This window comes from Pantoea sp. y20 (assembly GCF_054903455.1).
The window spans coordinates 356932-374145 of record NZ_JBUBNJ010000002.1; the positions used below are offsets into that span (position 1 = coordinate 356932).

17 protein-coding genes and 1 pseudogene are annotated in these 17214 nt (G+C 54.4%); 14 read left to right on the forward strand and 4 right to left on the reverse strand.

The features are described 5' to 3' along the window. Position 1: 1 nt before the first annotated feature. The gene (ascF, locus tag ACYAC5_RS21465; protein ID WP_277975017.1) at positions 2-1453 is read right to left on the reverse strand and encodes a PTS cellobiose/arbutin/salicin transporter subunit IIBC; all 1452 of its coding nucleotides are present in this window, start codon (positions 1451-1453) and stop codon (positions 2-4) included. A 249-nt stretch (positions 1454-1702) separates the two neighbouring features. Between ascF and ACYAC5_RS21470 the strand changes: the two genes are divergently transcribed. Next, complete coding sequence (locus ACYAC5_RS21470) at positions 1703-2722, forward strand: LacI family DNA-binding transcriptional regulator (protein WP_277975016.1); 1020 nt, start codon at positions 1703-1705, stop codon at positions 2720-2722. Between the two features lie 123 nt (positions 2723-2845). On the opposite strand, the pseudogene ACYAC5_RS21475 reads toward ACYAC5_RS21470, so the two are convergent. Continuing rightward, positions 2846-3004: pseudogene (locus tag ACYAC5_RS21475) on the reverse strand (acyl-CoA thioesterase family protein); the annotation flags it as partial. 231 nt (positions 3005-3235) lie between these two features. Between ACYAC5_RS21475 and ACYAC5_RS21480 the strand changes: the two are divergent. The 8 genes from ACYAC5_RS21480 (at position 3236) to ACYAC5_RS21515 (ending at position 9762) form a co-directional block, all read left to right on the forward strand. Continuing rightward, complete coding sequence (locus ACYAC5_RS21480) at positions 3236-3661, forward strand: RidA family protein (RefSeq protein WP_008106850.1); 426 nt, start codon at positions 3236-3238, stop codon at positions 3659-3661. Positions 3662-3674: 13 nt separating this feature from the next. Then, entirely contained in the window at positions 3675-4349 is a 675-nt protein-coding gene (locus tag ACYAC5_RS21485; protein ID WP_462063405.1) for a DUF1028 domain-containing protein, read from the forward strand. Positions 4350-4357: 8 nt separating this feature from the next. Beyond that, entirely contained in the window at positions 4358-5509 is a 1152-nt protein-coding gene (gene argE / locus ACYAC5_RS21490) for an acetylornithine deacetylase (RefSeq protein WP_277975014.1), read from the forward strand. 39 nt (positions 5510-5548) lie between these two features. Continuing rightward, positions 5549-6697: an ABC transporter ATP-binding protein gene (locus ACYAC5_RS21495; protein ID WP_277975013.1), complete on the forward strand. Its 1149-nt coding sequence runs from the start codon at positions 5549-5551 to the stop codon at positions 6695-6697. Between the two features lie 18 nt (positions 6698-6715). Then, on the forward strand, positions 6716-7699 hold the full coding sequence (locus tag ACYAC5_RS21500) for an NAD(P)H-quinone oxidoreductase (protein ID WP_462063406.1): 984 nt from the start codon (positions 6716-6718) through the stop codon (positions 7697-7699). 11 nt (positions 7700-7710) lie between these two features. Then, positions 7711-8322: a glutathione S-transferase family protein gene (locus ACYAC5_RS21505; protein WP_277975011.1), complete on the forward strand. Its 612-nt coding sequence runs from the start codon at positions 7711-7713 to the stop codon at positions 8320-8322. 64 nt (positions 8323-8386) lie between these two features. Next, positions 8387-8836, forward strand: a complete 450-nt coding sequence (locus tag ACYAC5_RS21510) for a type II 3-dehydroquinate dehydratase (protein WP_137387340.1) — start codon at positions 8387-8389, stop codon at positions 8834-8836. Next, the gene (locus ACYAC5_RS21515) at positions 8833-9762 is read left to right on the forward strand and encodes a 2-hydroxyacid dehydrogenase (protein WP_277975010.1); all 930 of its coding nucleotides are present in this window, start codon (positions 8833-8835) and stop codon (positions 9760-9762) included. The genes ACYAC5_RS21510 and ACYAC5_RS21515 overlap by 4 nt, the downstream gene beginning before the upstream one ends. A gap of 32 nt (positions 9763-9794) precedes the next feature. Here the strand turns inward: ACYAC5_RS21515 and ACYAC5_RS21520 are convergent, their stop codons facing one another. After that, complete coding sequence (locus ACYAC5_RS21520) at positions 9795-10757, reverse strand: LysR substrate-binding domain-containing protein (RefSeq protein ID WP_137387342.1); 963 nt, start codon at positions 10755-10757, stop codon at positions 9795-9797. 79 nt (positions 10758-10836) lie between these two features. On the opposite strand from ACYAC5_RS21520, the gene ACYAC5_RS21525 reads away from it, so the two are divergent. From ACYAC5_RS21525 to ACYAC5_RS21545, 5 genes are all read left to right on the forward strand, one after another. Then, complete coding sequence (locus ACYAC5_RS21525; protein WP_277975009.1) at positions 10837-11136, forward strand: hypothetical protein; 300 nt, start codon at positions 10837-10839, stop codon at positions 11134-11136. After that, positions 11126-12157, forward strand: coding sequence for a polyamine ABC transporter substrate-binding protein (locus ACYAC5_RS21530; protein ID WP_277975008.1), 1032 nt, complete (start codon positions 11126-11128; stop codon positions 12155-12157). Before ACYAC5_RS21525 ends, ACYAC5_RS21530 begins: the two co-directional genes overlap by 11 nt. 63 nt (positions 12158-12220) lie before the next feature. Beyond that, positions 12221-13075, forward strand: a complete 855-nt coding sequence (locus ACYAC5_RS21535; RefSeq protein WP_101761544.1) for an ABC transporter permease — start codon at positions 12221-12223, stop codon at positions 13073-13075. Between the two features lies 1 nt (position 13076). Beyond that, on the forward strand, positions 13077-13895 hold the full coding sequence (locus ACYAC5_RS21540; RefSeq protein WP_192234783.1) for an ABC transporter permease: 819 nt from the start codon (positions 13077-13079) through the stop codon (positions 13893-13895). 126 nt (positions 13896-14021) lie between these two features. After that, entirely contained in the window at positions 14022-15272 is a 1251-nt protein-coding gene (locus ACYAC5_RS21545) for a flavin-containing monooxygenase (protein ID WP_462063407.1), read from the forward strand. A gap of 90 nt (positions 15273-15362) precedes the next feature. Here ACYAC5_RS21545 and mqo read toward each other — a convergent pair whose 3' ends face one another. Next, positions 15363-17009: a malate dehydrogenase (quinone) gene (gene mqo / locus ACYAC5_RS21550; protein WP_110866851.1), complete on the reverse strand. Its 1647-nt coding sequence runs from the start codon at positions 17007-17009 to the stop codon at positions 15363-15365. Between the last annotated feature and the right edge of the window lie 205 nt (positions 17010-17214).

Here is a 17214-nt window from a genome sequence, read left to right on the forward strand (position 1 = left end):
TTTACACCTTGGATAAATTAACGTTGGCGGGTTTGGCATCATCTGTCACCGGCTTTGGCTGTGCGGGCTCGGTGACCGGGATATCTTCAAAGCCGAGAATCAACGTCAGAATGAAGGAGAGCACCACCGACAGCACCATCACGCCAGCAACCCACACGATGCTCATCGGATTGGTGGGATCGAAAAACTGTACGCTGGTGAACAAGCCCGGCGAGGCCATTGAATGGCTGGCGAGCCCACCAATCCCGGCCACCGCGCCGCAGATAAAGCCGCTGATCAGGCTAGCGATCAGCGGACGTTTCAACCTGACCGCCACGCCATACAGCGCCGGTTCAGAAATGCCCGCGACAATCGCCGATGCCGCCGCTGCAAACGCGGTTTGACGCAGTTCAGGATTCTTGGTTTTGAATGCCACCGCCAGCGAAGAACCGCCCAGCGACAGGTTGGCCCCAATTTCCGACGGCATCACCATGCCTTCTTTGCCGGTTTCGGCGATGGTTTGAATGATGGTTGGGGTAAACACGCGATGCATCCCGGTCATCACCAGCAGCGGCCACAGTGCGCCCATAATCGCCACCGACAACCAGCCAAGATAGTCGTGAATGGTGTAGACCAGCGCGGAAATGCCGCTACCAATCCAGATGCCGAGCGGTCCAATCAGTACAATGGCAATCGGCGCGGCCACCAGCACAATCAGCATCGGCTTGAGGAAGTTCTTGGTAACCGCAGGCGTGATGCGATCAACCCAGTATTCGATATGCGACAGAATCCACGTCATCACTAACGCCGGAATAACCGTGTAGGTGTACTTCACCGCCGTCACTGGAATGTAAGCAAATTCCACCGCCTGGCCTTGTGCGGCTTTCGCCATTAAATCGACAAAGTTGGGATGCACCAGCACGCCCGCGATGGCAATCGCCAGCGACATGTTGGTTTTGAATTTCAGCGCGGCGGAGGCGGCCACCATAATCGGCAGGAAGAAGAACGCGCCGTCACCTATCACGTTGAGGATGATCAGTGTGGAAGAGCCTTTCTCCAGCACGCCGCTCATCTCCAGCACCATCGCCAACAGCTTTACCATCGAGCCACCAATAATCGCCGGGATCAACGGTGACATGGTGCCCACCAGCGCATCCAGGATGCCGGCACCGATGCTGCGCAAGGTGATTTTGCGTTTCACTGGCGCGGCGCCTTCGCTGTTCGGCGTGCCGAGCTTTAATACTTCCTGATAGGCGAGGTTAACGTTGTTACCAATGATCACCTGACACTGCGTGTCGGTGTGCACCACGCCCATCACGCCGGGAATGGCTTTCAGTGTGGCGTTATCAATGCTGGCGCTGTCTTTCACCACGAAACGCAGGCGCGTCATGCAGTGCGTCACCGCTTCGATATTGTTCAGGCCGCCGAGCGCAGCCACGATGGCGCGCGAGACATCCGCATAATTTTTAGCCATGGATTTTTAATCTCTGATTATTTGGTAGGGGTACAACAGTTTCTGCGTGATTTTTCATCATGAGAAACCGGTTTCACAAAATCATGAAGATGCAATGTAATCCAGGCAAGAAATTTAAAATTCGATAGTTGAAAGTGTGAAGTTGATCGCTTTGAGTAACTGGACGGCTATGCGGTAATGGCAGAAAAATTGCCGCCTATTTCGTGGCTTAGGTACACTGCTGCAATGAGCATGGAAAAAGAGTGAATCATGGCGACGATAATCGAGGTGGCAAAAGTAGCAGGCGTTTCCAAAGCGACTGTGTCGCGTGTGCTGTCTGGCAACGGCTATGTCAGCCAGGAAAAACGCGAGAAGGTGTATCAGGCGATTGCCGCTACTGATTTCCGCCCTAACTTGCTGGCGCGCAATCTGGCGACCAAATCCAGCCAGACGATTGGGCTAGTGATCACCAATACCCTTTACACCGGCAGCTACTTCAGCGAGTTGATGCAGCACTCTGCGCGCCTGATGGAACAGCAGGGACGTCAGTTGTTGCTGGTGGATGGTAAACACAGCGCCGAAGAGGAGCGTGCGGCCATTCAGTTCCTGCTCGATTTGCGCTGCGATGGCGTGATCATCTATCCGCGTTTTCTCACCACCGATGAAATGGACAGCATCATTGCGCAGCATAAACACCCGATATTGGTGATCAACCGCCGTCTGCGTCAGCACGACAGTTACTGCATTTACTCGGATCAACAGCGCAGCAGCAGCGCAGCGGTGGAGCAGCTGATTGCGCTGGGCCATCGCGACATCGCCTTTATCACCGGTTCGCTGGATTCGCCGACCGGCCGCGAACGTCTGGCGGGCTACCACGCCGCGCTGACCAAACATGGCATTGCCGTTGAAGATGCGCTGGTGGTCGAAGGAAAATGGCAGGCGCAAAACGGCATGACAGCGGTACAACAGTTACTGAACCAGGGCAGAAATTTCACGGCGCTGGTGGCCAGTAACGATGATATGGCGGTGGGCGCGCTCAAAGCGCTGGCGGCCGCGCAGATTGCGGTGCCTGCACAAGTGGCAGTGATCGGTTTCGATGATATCCCGCTGGCGCCGTTTACCATTCCGGCGTTATCCAGCGTGAAAATGCCGGTAACCGAGATGATTCAGGAAACCATTGAACGCCTGATTTCCATGCTGGATGGCGGCGAAATGCGCAACGACAAAACCTTTGCCGGGGAATTAATTATGCGTGAATCAGTTGGGCCGGGACCGCATCACCATCAGTGATGAAAAATTGGGGTTTCTTATTCCAGTCATTTAGCCACTGATGTTATGTGGAAATTTATTTCTCTATTAACAGGCTGAGGGGAAAACGGGTTCCCCCCGCACCGCAATCCGGTGCGGGAGCGTAATTTTGCCCTGTTTAAACTCTTCTTCAATATCGATACCTAAAGCTTCACGCATATAAGCGTGGCGCGTCCACTCCATATAAAACGGATAATAAAGGCCATCGACCACGCCCTGAAAATCGATATGCTTTTCATCCACCTCATACTGCTTTGCAAACATTTTTATATCCTTATCTGAGAGTTAGGGGAATAAGGAGGGTGGTATACCTCAGAACGCACGTCCGGTAAACGCCGGTTAGTCGGCAGGTGATGGTGTTCACAATTTAATGCTAAAAATCATCACCGTTAGCTCCTTCGGATTTTTTAAAGCAACACCTCGGTTAATGCTGTTTTCGCTGCCAGGCGTAGGAGGGTATACCTTGCGAAACAATTTTTCGCATAGCAGGCCAGCATGACCACACATACTCGCATCCGTAAATTCAACACCAAAGAAACCTATCCCAATCAGGCACTGGATAACGATCTCTGTCAGGCGGTGCGCGCAGGCAATACCGTGTATGTCCGTGGGCAGATTGGCACCGACTTTGCGGGCAACCTGGTAGGATTAGGCGATCCCGCCGCGCAAGCCGAACAGGCGATGAAAAACGTTAAACAGCTACTGGAAGAAGCGGGCAGCGATTTATCGCATATCGTCAAAACCACCACTTACATCATTGATCCCCGCTATCGCGAGCCGGTGTATCAGGTGGTCGGCAAATGGCTGAAAGGTGTGTTCCCGATCTCCACCGGTTTGGTGATTTCCGGTTTAGGTCAGCCGCAATGGTTGATGGAAATCGATGTGATCGCGGTTATTCCTGACGACTGGCAAGCGGAATAAGAGGCGCGAAACGATGACGTTATCCATTGTGGGACGCTGCGACGCAACCGGTCAAATCGGCATTGCCATTAGCTCATCCAGCATTGCGGTAGGCGCACGTTGCCCATGGCTACGCGCGGCAGTGGGCGCAGTATCAACCCAGAACATTACCTTACCCGCGCTAGGCCCGCGCATTCTTGATCGCCTGCAACAAGGCGACACCGCAGAAGCCGCGCTCAGAGCCGGACTCGCCAGCGACGACTATTCCTCTTATCGCCAGGTGACGGTGTTAGCCGCCGATGGCCAAGCGGCCTGCTTTAGCGGCGACAAAACGCTGGGCATTCATAACGCGCAAACCGGTCATCACTGTGTTGCGGCGGGCAATCTGCTGGCTAATCCTGAGGTGATTCCGGCGATGGTAAGCGCCTTCGAACAGCATTCCGGTCATTTAGCCGAGCGCTTAATGGCGGCGATGCAAGCGGGCATGCAGGCGGGCGGGGAAGCGGGGCCGGTGCACTCTTCTGCCTTGTCGATCGTTGATGATCAGGTGTGGCCGATTGTCGATCTGCGTGTTGACTGGACGGATGGCGAGCCAATTAGCGAACTCGTCCAGTTGTGGCTGGCTTATCAACCGCAAATGAACGATTACGTGACGCGCGCCATTGATCCAACGCAGGCACCCAGTTATGGCGTGCCGGGCGACGAGTAGGAGTTTCCATGTTTACCAGCCGACAACTGCTTGAAAAGCTGGTGGCGTTTGACACCACCAGCCGTGAATCCAACCTGGCATTGATCGATTTCGTCTGGCGTTACCTGAATGATTTGGGTGTAAGCGGTGAGCTAATTCACAACGCGGAACGCAGTAAAGCCAATTTGTATGCACGTCTTGGACCCGCTGGCGATGGCGGCGTGATGCTCTCCGGCCACAGCGATGTGGTGCCGGTGGAGGGACAAAACTGGAGCGTGCCACCGTTCACGCTCACCGAACGTGACGGCAAGTTATACGGGCGCGGCACTGCTGATATGAAAGGTTACATCGCCTGCATGCTGGCGGCAGTGCCCCATTTTCTGGCACAGCCGCTAAAGCAGCCGCTGCATCTGGCAATCTCCTATGACGAAGAGGTCGGCTGCCTGGGCGTGCGCACCTTGCTGGAGGCGCTGTCGCAGCGCCCGGAAAAGCCGTCAATCTGCCTGATTGGTGAACCCACTGAATTGCAACCGGTGCTCGGTCATAAGGGAAAACTGGGTGTGCGCTGCGAAGTGAAGGGCGCGGCTTGTCATTCTGCCTATGCGCCGCAGGGTGTCAATGCCATCGAATATGCTGCGAAGCTTGTTCATCAATTAACGGCGATCGGCGAGCGCCTTGCGCAGACTGAACAACATGACACACGTTTTGATCCCCCTTTTACGACGGTGCAAACCGGCATTATCCGTGGCGGCACTGTATTGAACATTGTGCCCGCTGAATGTGTTTTTGATTTTGAAGTGCGCACCTTGCCACAGCATGACGCGCAAGCCGTTGCCGCTGAGATCGAGACCTTCGCGCAATCAGAGCTGGTGCCGCGTATGCAGGCCGTCGCAGTGGACAGCGCGATCCGTTTTTATCCTATCAGTGGCTATCCCGGGTTATTAACCGATGCGCAAAGTGACGCTGCGCGATTGATCGCCTATCTCACTCAATCCAGCGACTTCAGCACGGTAGCCTTTGGCACCGAAGGCGGCTTGTTCCACCAGGCCGGTATTCCCAGCGTGATTTGTGGGCCTGGCAGCATGGCGCAAGGTCATAAACCCGACGAATTCATCAGCATCGCTCAGTTGGATGCCTGTGACGCCATGATGCAGCGCTTAGCCGCATGGATGAGTCAATAATTACTGTGACAACGTCACACCAATTGCTTTGGAGAGTTCATGGTTAGTGCAGAAATCACCCGATTGCCACAGCCCGATATGCCGCGCGCCGCAGTGAAAAGCAGCAACATCGCCGTACAATTAGATGGCGTGCTGAAAAAGTTTGGCGACGCTATCGCGCTGCACAAAATTTCCCTGACTATTGAGGAAGGGGAATTTATTACCCTGCTCGGCCCCTCGGGCTGCGGCAAAACCACGTTGCTCAATTTGATGGCCGGTTTTGCTGAAGCAGATGGCGGCGAGATTTTTATTGATGGCGAATTGGTCACGGAAATCCCCCCTTACCAGCGTGAAATCGGCATCGTGTTCCAGAACTACGCGCTGTTTCCGCATATGACGGTGGAAAAAAATGTGGGTTATGGTCTGCGTATGCGCGGGGTGCCAAAGGCCGAAATCGCGGAGCGCGTTGAGCAAGCATTAGCGTTGGTCAAACTGGCGGGTTACGGCCATCGCAAACCGCGTGAACTCTCCGGCGGACAACAGCAGCGTGTGGCACTGGCGCGTGCGCTGGTGATCCGTCCAAAAGTCTTGTTGCTGGATGAGCCATTTTCCGCGCTAGACAAGAATCTGCGTTTATCGATGCAGGTCGAGCTGAAAGCCATCCAGCGTAAGTTAGGCGTCACCACGGTGTTTGTCACCCACGATCAGGGCGAAGCGCTTAGCATGAGCGATCGTGTGGTGGTGATGTCAGCGGGGCATGTGCGCCAAATCGGTACACCGGATGAAATCTATCGCCAGCCGCGCGATCCGTTTGTGGCGGGCTTTGTCGGTGACGTCAACATCTTGCCTGGACGTTATGCCGGGCGCGATCACGCTGCGGTGCTTGAGCTGGGCGGCAATGTGCTGCGTCTGCCGGCAGAGCGCGTGCAGGCGAGCGTTGGCGAGCGACTCGATGTGTATGTGCGTCCGGAAAACATTCAATTGGGGCCGCTCTCTTCGCACTGTTTCCTGAGCGCCACGGTGATCACCCATGTGTTTCAGGGCGATCACGTTGATGTGCATCTTGATGTGCCAGCGCTCGGCAGCGCCTCGCTGTTTGCGCGCCAGTCGGGTCTGGAATCCCTAACCCGCTGGCCAGTGGGTAGCGTAGTGGGCATCACCTTTGATGATGAAGGCGTGTGCGCCTTTACCGCCGCTAAGCAAGGATAAGATCCGATGGTGCCTGAAATGATGAACGCGGTAATTGCCCGCCAGCCGGGCGGCGCAGAGGTGTTAACGGTGGTAGAACGTACAGTGCCACAACCTGCGGCGGGTGAAGTATTGATTCGCGTCGCCAGCGCGGGTGTTAATCGTCCTGACATTATGCAGCGTAGCGGCATGCCAATCCCACCGGGCAGCTCAGATGTATTCGGTCTGGAGGTAGCAGGTAACGTGGTGGCGTTAGGTGCAGGGGTTAGTGGTTTCACCATCGGCGACGCAGTAATGGCGCTGCTGAACGGTGGCGGTTATGCCGACTATTGCGTGGCGCGCGCTGAATTGTGTTTGCCGGTGCCCGATAATCTGCCGTTGTCGCATGCAGCGGGCATCCCCGAAGCGGCATTTACTGTGTGGCACAACCTGTTTGAGCTGGGCCGTTTAGCCCCCGGTGAAACCGTGCTGATTCACGGTGCCGCCAGCGGTGTTGGCACCTTTGCCATCCAATGTGCGCACGCCTGTGGTGCACGTGTGGTGGCCACCGCAGGCGGTGCCGACAAAATTGCGGCGCTGCAACAGCTTGGCGTCTGGCGCGCCATCGATCGTCATAAAGAGGATTTTGTCGCGGTGATTGCAGCGGAAACCGCAGGGCAAGGCGTGGATGTGGTGCTGGATAACGTGGGTGGTGATTACGTGGCGCGTAATCTTAGCGTGTTAGCGCAAGGCGGACGTCATGTGAGCTTGTCATTTATGCAGGGTGCGAAGATCGAGCTCGATCTGCAATTGGTGATGCGTAAAGGACTGAGTTTGACCTCTTCCACGCTGCGCCCCAAAAGTGCTGCTGAAAAGGCGCGCCTGGCAACGTGCATCCGTAAACATCTGCTGCCGCTGATCGTAGCAGGCAAAATCAAACCCACGCTGCATCAAATTTTGCCGCTGGCGCAGGCAGCGGACGCTCATCGTATCCTCGAGGCCAACGCCAACATTGGCAAAGTGTTGCTGAGCGTGGATCAGTAGGGAGCGTTGGCATGATGCAACTGTTTTACGCCACCACCTCTGCCTATGTGCGTAAAGTGATGGTGACTGCGCATTGTCTTGGGCTCATGAATGAGATTGAGCTTCTGGATTCGGCGGCGCATCCGGTTGAACGTGATGAGCGCATCGCCATCGTTAATCCGTTAGCCAAAGTGCCCGCACTGCGAACCGAACAAGGGGCATGTCTGTACGACAGCCGCGTGATATGCGAATACCTCAATGCCCGCGCGAAGGGCGACTTAATCCCGTCACAGGGTGATGCGCGCTGGTTGAGTTTGTCGCGCCAGGCATTGGGCGACGGTTTGATCGATGCCGCCTTGCTGGCGCGTTACGAGTTCAGTGCCCGCCCATTGGAAAAGCAGTGGCAAGGCTGGGCCGATGCTCAGCTGAAAAAAGTCCATGCGGCGCTACGGGAAATTGAGTGTCAGGTTGCGGGTTTTAGTACGCAGCCTGATGACGTGGGTTTGATTGCCATTGGCTGCGCGCTCGGTTATCTCGATTTTCGCTTCGATGTTCTTAACTGGCGGGCAAACCATCCGCGGACTGCCGCGTGGTTCGCCCTGTTCGATGCCCATCCCGCGATGGCCGCCACGCGCCCGCATTGATCGCCATTAATCGTCATTTGGTCACCCTTTCGGGCGACAACTGCACAGTGACTCAGGAGCTCAGATGACACAGCAGATTTTTTTTCTTAACGGCCCGAACGCTAATCTGTACGGCATGGACAAGAACGGCACTTACGGCAGCGAAAGCTTTGCCAGCATTGATGAACGCTGCCAGCGCCGGGCAGCATCACACAACATCACACTGCAATTTCGCCAAAGCAATCACGAAGGCGTGCTGGTTGACTGGATTCAGGAAGCGCGTCAGCAGGCTGCCGGATTGATCATTAACGCCGCCGGTTTAACCTACAGTTCGGTGCCGATTCTCGATGCATTGCTGATGTTTGATGGCCCGATCATCGAAGCGCACATGAGTAACATCTGGAAACGCGAGCCGTTCCGCCATCATTCACTGGTATCAAAAGCCGCCACTGGCGTGATTGCAGGCTTGGGCGTGATTGGTTACGAACTGGCAATAGATGCGGTAGTTGAGTTGATCAAGGCGAATGCGGCATGAGTATTTTGGTCTTTTACAGCGAGTTCGACAGTTTTGAACAGTGGTCAGCGTTGCTCGCACTGCATCTGCCGGGCGTAACGCTTTGTCGGGCGGAAGAGGTGCAAAACGATGATGAGGTGCATTTCGCGTTGGTGTGGAAGCCGCCGCACGGTTTTTTCGCCCCTTATCGCAACCTGAAACTGCTTATAAATCTGGGCGCGGGCGTTGATTCGCTGGTCGGGCGCGATGATTTACCGGATATCCCTATTGTTCGTTTGTCTGACCCGCATATGGCGCGGATGATGGCCAGCTTCGTGCTGTTTGCCGTGCTGCGTTATGTGCGTGACATTCCGGCTTTTGAGCGGGCACAACGTGAACGACGCTGGCATTACCTGCATCCGCGTTCGCCGGAAACCGTGCGCGTTGGCGTGCTGGGATTGGGTGAATTGGGCGCGCACGCCGCGCAGGAGCTGGCGCGCCAGGGATTGGATGTGCGCGGCTGGTCACGATCGCAGAAAACCATCGATGGCATTATCTGTAGCAGCGGAATAGACGCGCTGGATGCTTTCCTCGCCAGCAGCGATATTTTGGTAGTGATGCTGCCGCTCACGCCGCAAACCCAGGGCTTACTGAGTGCTGAACGACTGGCACGGTTACCGCACGGCTGCGCGTTTATCAATGTGTCGCGCGGAGCGATTGTTGATCAGGCGGCGTTAACGCAGGCGTTGCAGCGTGGACAGATCGCCGAGGCGACGCTGGATGTGTTTGACCGCGAACCGTTGCCGCCCGAAGATGCGTTGTGGGGTATGGATAATGTATTGATCACGCCGCATCTGGCTTCGGTTGCCATTCCGGCCAGCGCGGCATCGCAGGTCGCCGCGAATATCCAGCGCGCCGCACGCGGCGAAGCGGTATTGCATCAGGTCTTCCCGCAGCAGGGGTATTAACCGTTGGTCGCCATTCATGGCGACCAGGGATCTCACGCTACTCGCACCACTTGCGGATCGAAATAACTCGGAGCCGCCATGCCGGGAATGTATTGGTCGGAAATAAACATGCGGCAACGCTCGGCAAAAGCGCTTACCACCCTGGATTGCTGTACCTGCGCCATGGTGGCATAACCCAACTGCATCGCCTTATTAACCCCCGCCAACCGCACGCGAATCAAGCGTTTACCATCCTGCGACATATGCGCTTTAGGTCGTACGTTAGCGATACCAAAGCCGACACCGTTGGCCACCATCGCGCGCACCGTTTCCATGCTGCTGGAGCGCATCACCACATTCGGCGTCACCCCGGCTTCGCTGAACAAGCCAAGAAAATACTCACGACTCCACGGCATATCCAGCAGCACCATCGGCGCTGCAGCCAGATCCTGCATCGAAACCGCGGACTGTGTGGCGAACGGATGATGCTCGCCCACCATCACGTAGGGCGGCAGTTGCGCCAGCGACTGGAAAGTCACATCGCTGGCGGGCACCAAATCATAGGTGAGGGCGATATCGATATCCGCTGAGCGCAGCTGTTTTAACAGCAACTCATGATTACCTTCCACCAGCGAGATACGCACGCCGGGAAAGGCGCGGCCGAAGCCAAACACCAATTCCGGCGTCAACATTGGCGCTAACGTATCGAGGCAACCAACACGCAGCGGGCCGCGTACGTTGTTCATTGATTCCGATGCAATGGTGTAAAGGTTCGACATCTGTTCGAGGATCAGTTTGGCCTCTTTTAATACCTGGTGGCCGATTGCGGTGAGTGAAACGCCCTGGGCATGGTGACGCACAAACAGCTGCACGCCAAGCTCAGACTCAATGTGGGTGATGGCGGCGGAAATCGACGGAGAGGAGACGTGAATACGCTCCGAGGCGCCAATAATGCTGCCCGCTTCACCGGAAGCGACAAAATATTCCAGCTGACGCTGGGTGATGCGACTGAGCATGCAGGTTCTCCTGAGATCGCTGACACGCTCATGTCGCGTCAGTCATTCTAATAAGGTCGATTCAACTCAAGCATTTCTCATGCCAAATTCCGACTTACAGCATAATCACCTGTCAATGCGCCAGCGACCATTCGCGTCTGCCTCACTCCTGCTTCAGAAAATCCTTGTTAAGCAGGCCACTTTTTTAGCCTCAGAAATCCTGATGCAACAGCGAGGGAAATGCTGTTTTACCCAATCTCACCGCAACGGCATTATCGCTTCAACACCCGAGAGCCGCCTTCGCACTGTTTTAGAGCATTGCGACGCGATGGACCAGACGGTGGTGCAAAGCAGCGACAACAGCCATTTCATTCATTGGGGACAAGAATATGTTGCGTAAGATAGGTGCCTTAACGTTATTGACCACGTGTGTATTAAGCGCAGGGAATGCAGTGGCCGCAGATAAGCTTATTGTCAGCACCTGGGGTGGCAGCTTTAAGGATCTGATTGATCAAACTATCGCCAAAGAGTTCACCAAAGAAACCGGCGTAGAAGTGCAGTTCGTCACCGGTGGCACCATCGATCGTTTGAACAAAGCGAAGCTGGCGGGCGGTTCGCCGGAAACTGACGTCACCTTTACCACCGCGCATGTCGGTTACCTGTATGCCAACAGCGGCCTGTTTGAAAAGCTCGACATGAACAAAATCCCTAACGCGGTGAATCTGGTACAGCAGGCCAAAGTCAGCCCGTATCACCTTGGCGTGTGGGGCTACGTTTACACCATCGGTTACCGTCCAGATTTAGTGCCGAAGGGCGAAGAATTTACCAGCTGGAACGATCTGTGGCGTCCGGAACTGAAGAGCTCGATTGCGCTGCCAGATTGGGATCCGAGCCATATCATCGCGGTGTCCGCCAAACTTTCTGGCTCGGACGCAGCGCATTGGGAACAAGGCCAGTCCAGGCTGAAAGCGCTGATCCCGAACATCAAATCCTTCTATACCGATGATGCCAACAGCCAGCAGCTGATCTCCACAGGTGAAACGCCGGTACAGGTGATGCTGTCGATGAACGCCTACAGCATGATTGCAGAAGGCGTCAACATTAAGCTGGCAGTGCCAAAAGAGGGCGCGATTTTGGGCGTCGATACCGTCGGTATCAATAAAGGCAGCAAACATGCGGAACTGGCCTACAAGTTCATAAATATCGCGCTGAAACCGGAAATCCAGCAGGAAGTGGCGAAAATTTATCGCGGCAGCCCAACGGTGACCAATGCGCATATCGATCCAGAACTGGCGAAGCTGCCTGGCATGCTGACCACGCCTGAGCAGTGGAATGCCACCATCAACACCGATCCGCAACTGCGCGCGGAGAAAACCGCCGAGTGGCGGCAGTGGTTCTCTGAAAACATTATGTCACATTGATAAATAGCGGCGGCCGATTGGCCGCCCGGTGAGTCGCAACACTTTATTCAGGCAGCAACGTCTATGACGAAAAAACCGACATTCTTACCCTGGTTCATTATCCCCGCTACGTTCACGGCGCTTGGGCTGGTGGTGGCCATGTTTGCCGTGATGCAGTTTAGCGTGCGGGCCTATATTCCAGGATCGCTTGATGTAGGCGGATTCACGCTGGCGAACTTTAACGGTCTATTTAAGAAAATCTATGCCGATGCGTTTATCAACACGGTGATGCTCAGTGCGAAAACGGCGATTTTTGGGCTGCTGATGAGTTATCCGCTGGCGTATGCGCTGGTGAGAACGCGCACCACCTGGATCAAATCCACCATCTTGATTATCGCCATTACGCCGCTGTTTCTCGGCGAAGTGGTACGGACATATTCGTGGATCATCGTGCTGGGTAATAGCGGCTTCCTCAATAGCTTGCTGCTGGCGATGGGTCTGATAAACAAGCCGATCCAGTTTATGTTTACCCAAACCGGCGTGGTAGTTGCGCTGGTGCATGTGACCATGCCAATCATGGTGATGATGCTGGCAACTGCGCTGTCGCACATCAATCCTGATTATGAGAAAGCCGCGACCAGTCTGGGGGCGGGGCCGATTCGCACCTTGCTGACGGTGACCATTCCGCTATCGATTCCCGGCATCGTTTCCAGCCTGACCACCGCGTTTGCCTGGACGTTCAGCGCCTTCGCTACGCCGCAGCTCATTGGTGGTGGACGCGTCAGCACCGTGGCTACCATGGTGTATCAGCTGGGTTTCTCATCGATGAATTTTCCGTTTGCCGCTGCGCTCAGCATAGCGGGTTTGATTCTGACCATTCTGCTGCTGATGGCGCTGAAACGTATGAGCCGCTTCCTCCATGCGATGGGAGACCACTGAAATGACCCGATCCCTCAACGACAAACTGATTACCCTGGCGGGACGCTCGCTGGTGATTGCGATTTTGTTGTTCGTGTTGCTGCCAACCATTGTGGTGTTGATCTCTTCCTTCAGCAGCACCTCGGTGCTGTTCTTCCCACCGAAAGGCTGGTCGCTGCGTTGGTTTGAGCGTGCTGTGAACTACGATGACTTCCGCCACGGCTTCTATTCAGGTTTGATTGTGACGGCATGGGCCTCAACGCTGGCGGTAATTATTGGCGCCACGCTGGCGATTGCCATTGAACGTTACACTTTCCCCTGTAAACAGGTGCTGGAAGGCGTGCTGTTGTCACCGCTGTTTATTCCGCACTTCACCATTGGCCTCGGCTTACTGATGCTGGTCTCGCAGTTGGGCATTGGACGCGGTTATTCACTGGTGATCTTCTGCCATGTTGTGCTGGTACTGCCGTTTGTGCTGCGCAGCGTGTATGTGTCGCTGAAAAACCTTGAGCAACGTATTGAAATGGCGGCTGCAAGCCTCGGCGCTTCGCCGTTGCGTGTGGTATGGACCATAACCGTGCCGTTGATTTTACCAGGCTTGTTTGGCGGATGGTTATTTGCCGCAATTCTCTCCTTCAACGAATTTACCGCTTCGCTGTTTATTACCACGCAAGCGACGCAGACCTTGCCGGTGGCAATGTACAACTATGTGCGTGAATTTGCCGACCCAACGCTGGCTGCACTGTCGGTTATTTATATTGCCGTAACGGCGACGATGTTAATTATCGCGAATAAGTTTTTAGGCTTGGGGAGAATATTGAACGTCGAAGCAGGGCATTAATGTATTCGCACGGAATGCTGTGCTTATTGAATAGCACAGCATTTATTAATCTGAATAGTAGTCATCCGGCACCTGATTACTCTTTTCCATGAAAAGATCGGGGTCGATCATCTTTAGGGATCTCACATGTCAGTAGAAAAAATTAATACCGTGGTGGTCGGAGCGGGTCAGGCAGGTATTGCGATGAGTGAACATCTGTCGTTAATGGGCGTGCCACATGTGGTGTTAGAGCGTAGCCGTATTGCTGAACGCTGGCGTTCAGAACGTTGGGATTCATTGGTGGCCAATGGCCCAGCCTGGCACGATCGTTTTCCTTCAATGAAATTCGATAATATTTCCCAGGAAGCGTTCCCACCGAAAGAGCGGATGGCGCAATATTTCGAAGACTACGTAAAAATGCTCGATGCGCCGGTGCGCACCGGCGTGGAAGTCCATTCGGTTGAGCGTCTACCAGAACGTAGCGGTTTTAAGATACTGACGTCGGCCGGTGAATTTGAAGCTGACAATGTGGTGGCGGCAACCGGTCCTTTCCAGAAACCCGCTTTTCCGCAGATCGTGCCGGAAAGCGCTGCGCTGCATCAGATCCATTCATCGGCGTATAAAAATCCGCAGCAGCTGCCGCAGGGCGGCGTGCTGGTGGTGGGCGCTGGTGCTTCAGGCTCACAAATTGCGGAAGAGTTGCGTAAATCTGGCCGTGAAGTGACGCTCTCCATCGGCGAACATTATCGTCCGCCACGCTCCTATCGTGACCGCGATTATTGCTGGTGGCTGGGCGCGCTGGGCTTATGGGATGAAGTCAAAATCAAGCCGAAGAAACAGCACGTTGCTTTTGCCGTGAGTGGTTATGAAGGTGGCAAAACGGTCGATTTTCGCCGACTGGCGCACTTGGGCATTACGTTGGTGGGGATCACTAAAACCTGGGATAACGGCGTGCTGAGCTTTGCTGAGGGTATAATGGACAATATTGCTGAAGGCGACAAAGCGTATTTCGACGTACTGCGTGATGCCGATGCCTATATTGAACGTAATGGCCTGAACTTACCGCCCGAACCGCAAGCATGGGAATTATTGCCAGATCCAGAATGTTTAATTAATCCATTATCAAAACTGGATCTACAGGCCGCAGGTATTACCAGCATTATCTGGGCCACCGGTTTTAAATTTGATTTTAGTTGGCTGAAAGTGGATGCCTTTGATGCCAATGGTGCGCCGTTCCATAAACGCGGTATTTCCGCCGAACGGGGTATTTACTTCCTTGGTTTGCCCAATCTGGTGAATCGCGCATCATCGTTTATTTATGGCGTATGGCACGATGCCAAATATATTGCCGACCATGTGGTTTTACAAAACGCCTACACCGATTATAAAAAGTCGTAAAAATATTCGTGAGGTCGCCATTAATTCGGCCCTTACAAAAGACAATAAAAAAGCCGGACAGTGTCCGGCTTGATTCACTTCTGGCGGGAATTACAGCGCCATATCCTGTTTGCCTGATTCGGTACGCGGCTTAGCCTGCGTTGGCGCAACCGTTTGATCACCCATGTTGATGACCGGCGGCTTGGTCAACAGCAGCGTCGCTGCGGTGTTGTCCCAAACTTGCTGCGTCAGCGCGGTGTTGCCGTTCAGCTTCTGACCGAAGCTTGGCACGATAGCGCGGATCTTCTGCTGCCACTCTGGCGAAGCGAACTGCTCTGGGAACAGCTTCTTCATCACGTCGAGGGTGATTGGTGCAGCAGTCGATGCGCCCGGTGACGCGCCCAACAGTGCCGCCAGGGTTTTCTGCTGATCGGTCACGATTTCGGTACCCAGTTTCAGCAAGCCACCTTTTTCGGCATCTTTCTTGATGATCTGCACACGTTGACCCGCCTGAATCAGTTTCCAGTCCTCTTTACGCGCGTTCGGATAGTACTCTTTCAGCGCAGCAAAACGGTCGTCGTCATTCAGCATCACCTGACCAATCAGGTATTTCACCAGATCGAAGTTGTCGATGCCCACATGCGTCATCGGCATAATGTTGCTGGTGGTGGTCGCGCTCAGCAGATCGAACAGCGAACCGTTTTTCAGGTACTTGGTGGAGAAGGTAGCGAAAGGACCAAACAGCACCACTTTCTTACCGTCGAGGGTACGTGAATCGATGTGTGGAACCGACATCGGTGGCGCACCCACAGAAGCCTGACCGTATACTTTTTCCAGGTGACGATTAGCGATCTCTGGGTTCTCGGTCATCAGGAACGAACCGCCGACCGGGAAGCCGCCGTAGTTATCTGCTTCCGGAATGCCGGTTTTCTGCAGCAGCTTAATCGCGCCGCCGCCTGCACCGATGAACACGTATTTCGCATCAACTGAACGCTTATCGCCGCTCTTCACATCTTTAATAGTGACGTGCCACGAGTTATCGCCGTTACGCTTGAAATCAGTGACTTCTGACGAGGTTTCCAGCTTGAAGTTCTGATCTTTCTTCAGGCTACCGATCAGCTGACGGGTGATTTCACCGTAGTTTACATCGGTGCCGACTGGCGTCCAGGTTGCCGCAACTTTCTGGTTCGGGTCACGACCTTCCATCACCAGCGGTGCCCATTGCTGGATCTGCTGATGATCGGTAGAGAATTTCATGCCCTGGAACAGGGTGGTTTTCTGCAGCGCATCGTAACGCTTCGTCAGGTACTCGACGTTTTTGTCGCCCCAGACGAAGCTCATGTGCGGCGTCGAGTTAATGAAGGAGTGCGGATCATGCAACACACCGCGCTGCACCTGCGACGTCCAGAACTGGCGCGAAATCATGAAGGATTCGTTAATTTCCAGCGCTTTGCTAACGTCGATTGAACCGTCTGCACGCTCGGGCGTGTAGTTCAGCTCCATGTTAGCAGAGTGACCCGTACCGGCATTGTTCCAGCCGTTGGACGATTCCAGCGCGACGCCGTCCAGCTTCTCAACCATCAGCTGTTTCCAGCCCGGTTGCAGCTCTTGCAGCCAGGTGCCAAGCGAGGCGCTCATGATGCCGCCGCCAATCAGCAGAACGTCAGTTTTTTCTGGTGCGTCTTCAGCGCGAACCGCTGAAGAGACAAGCAGCGCTGCCAGCGATAGGGCAGACACGATCTTTTTGGTGTGAGTCATTCCAGTCCTACTTATTATGCAATGCAGGTGAACGTTAAAAATTCGGTTTGCACATTAAGAGATTGTTACGGAATGATTAACTTGTTTTTAGTTAATAAAGTATTGGTGTTAATTAATTAACTTACAAAAAAGAAAATAGCGTGAAATATAAGCAGAAGGGGGAATTAATCGGAGATAAACCGCTTAAGCTGCGCGGTTATTCTTT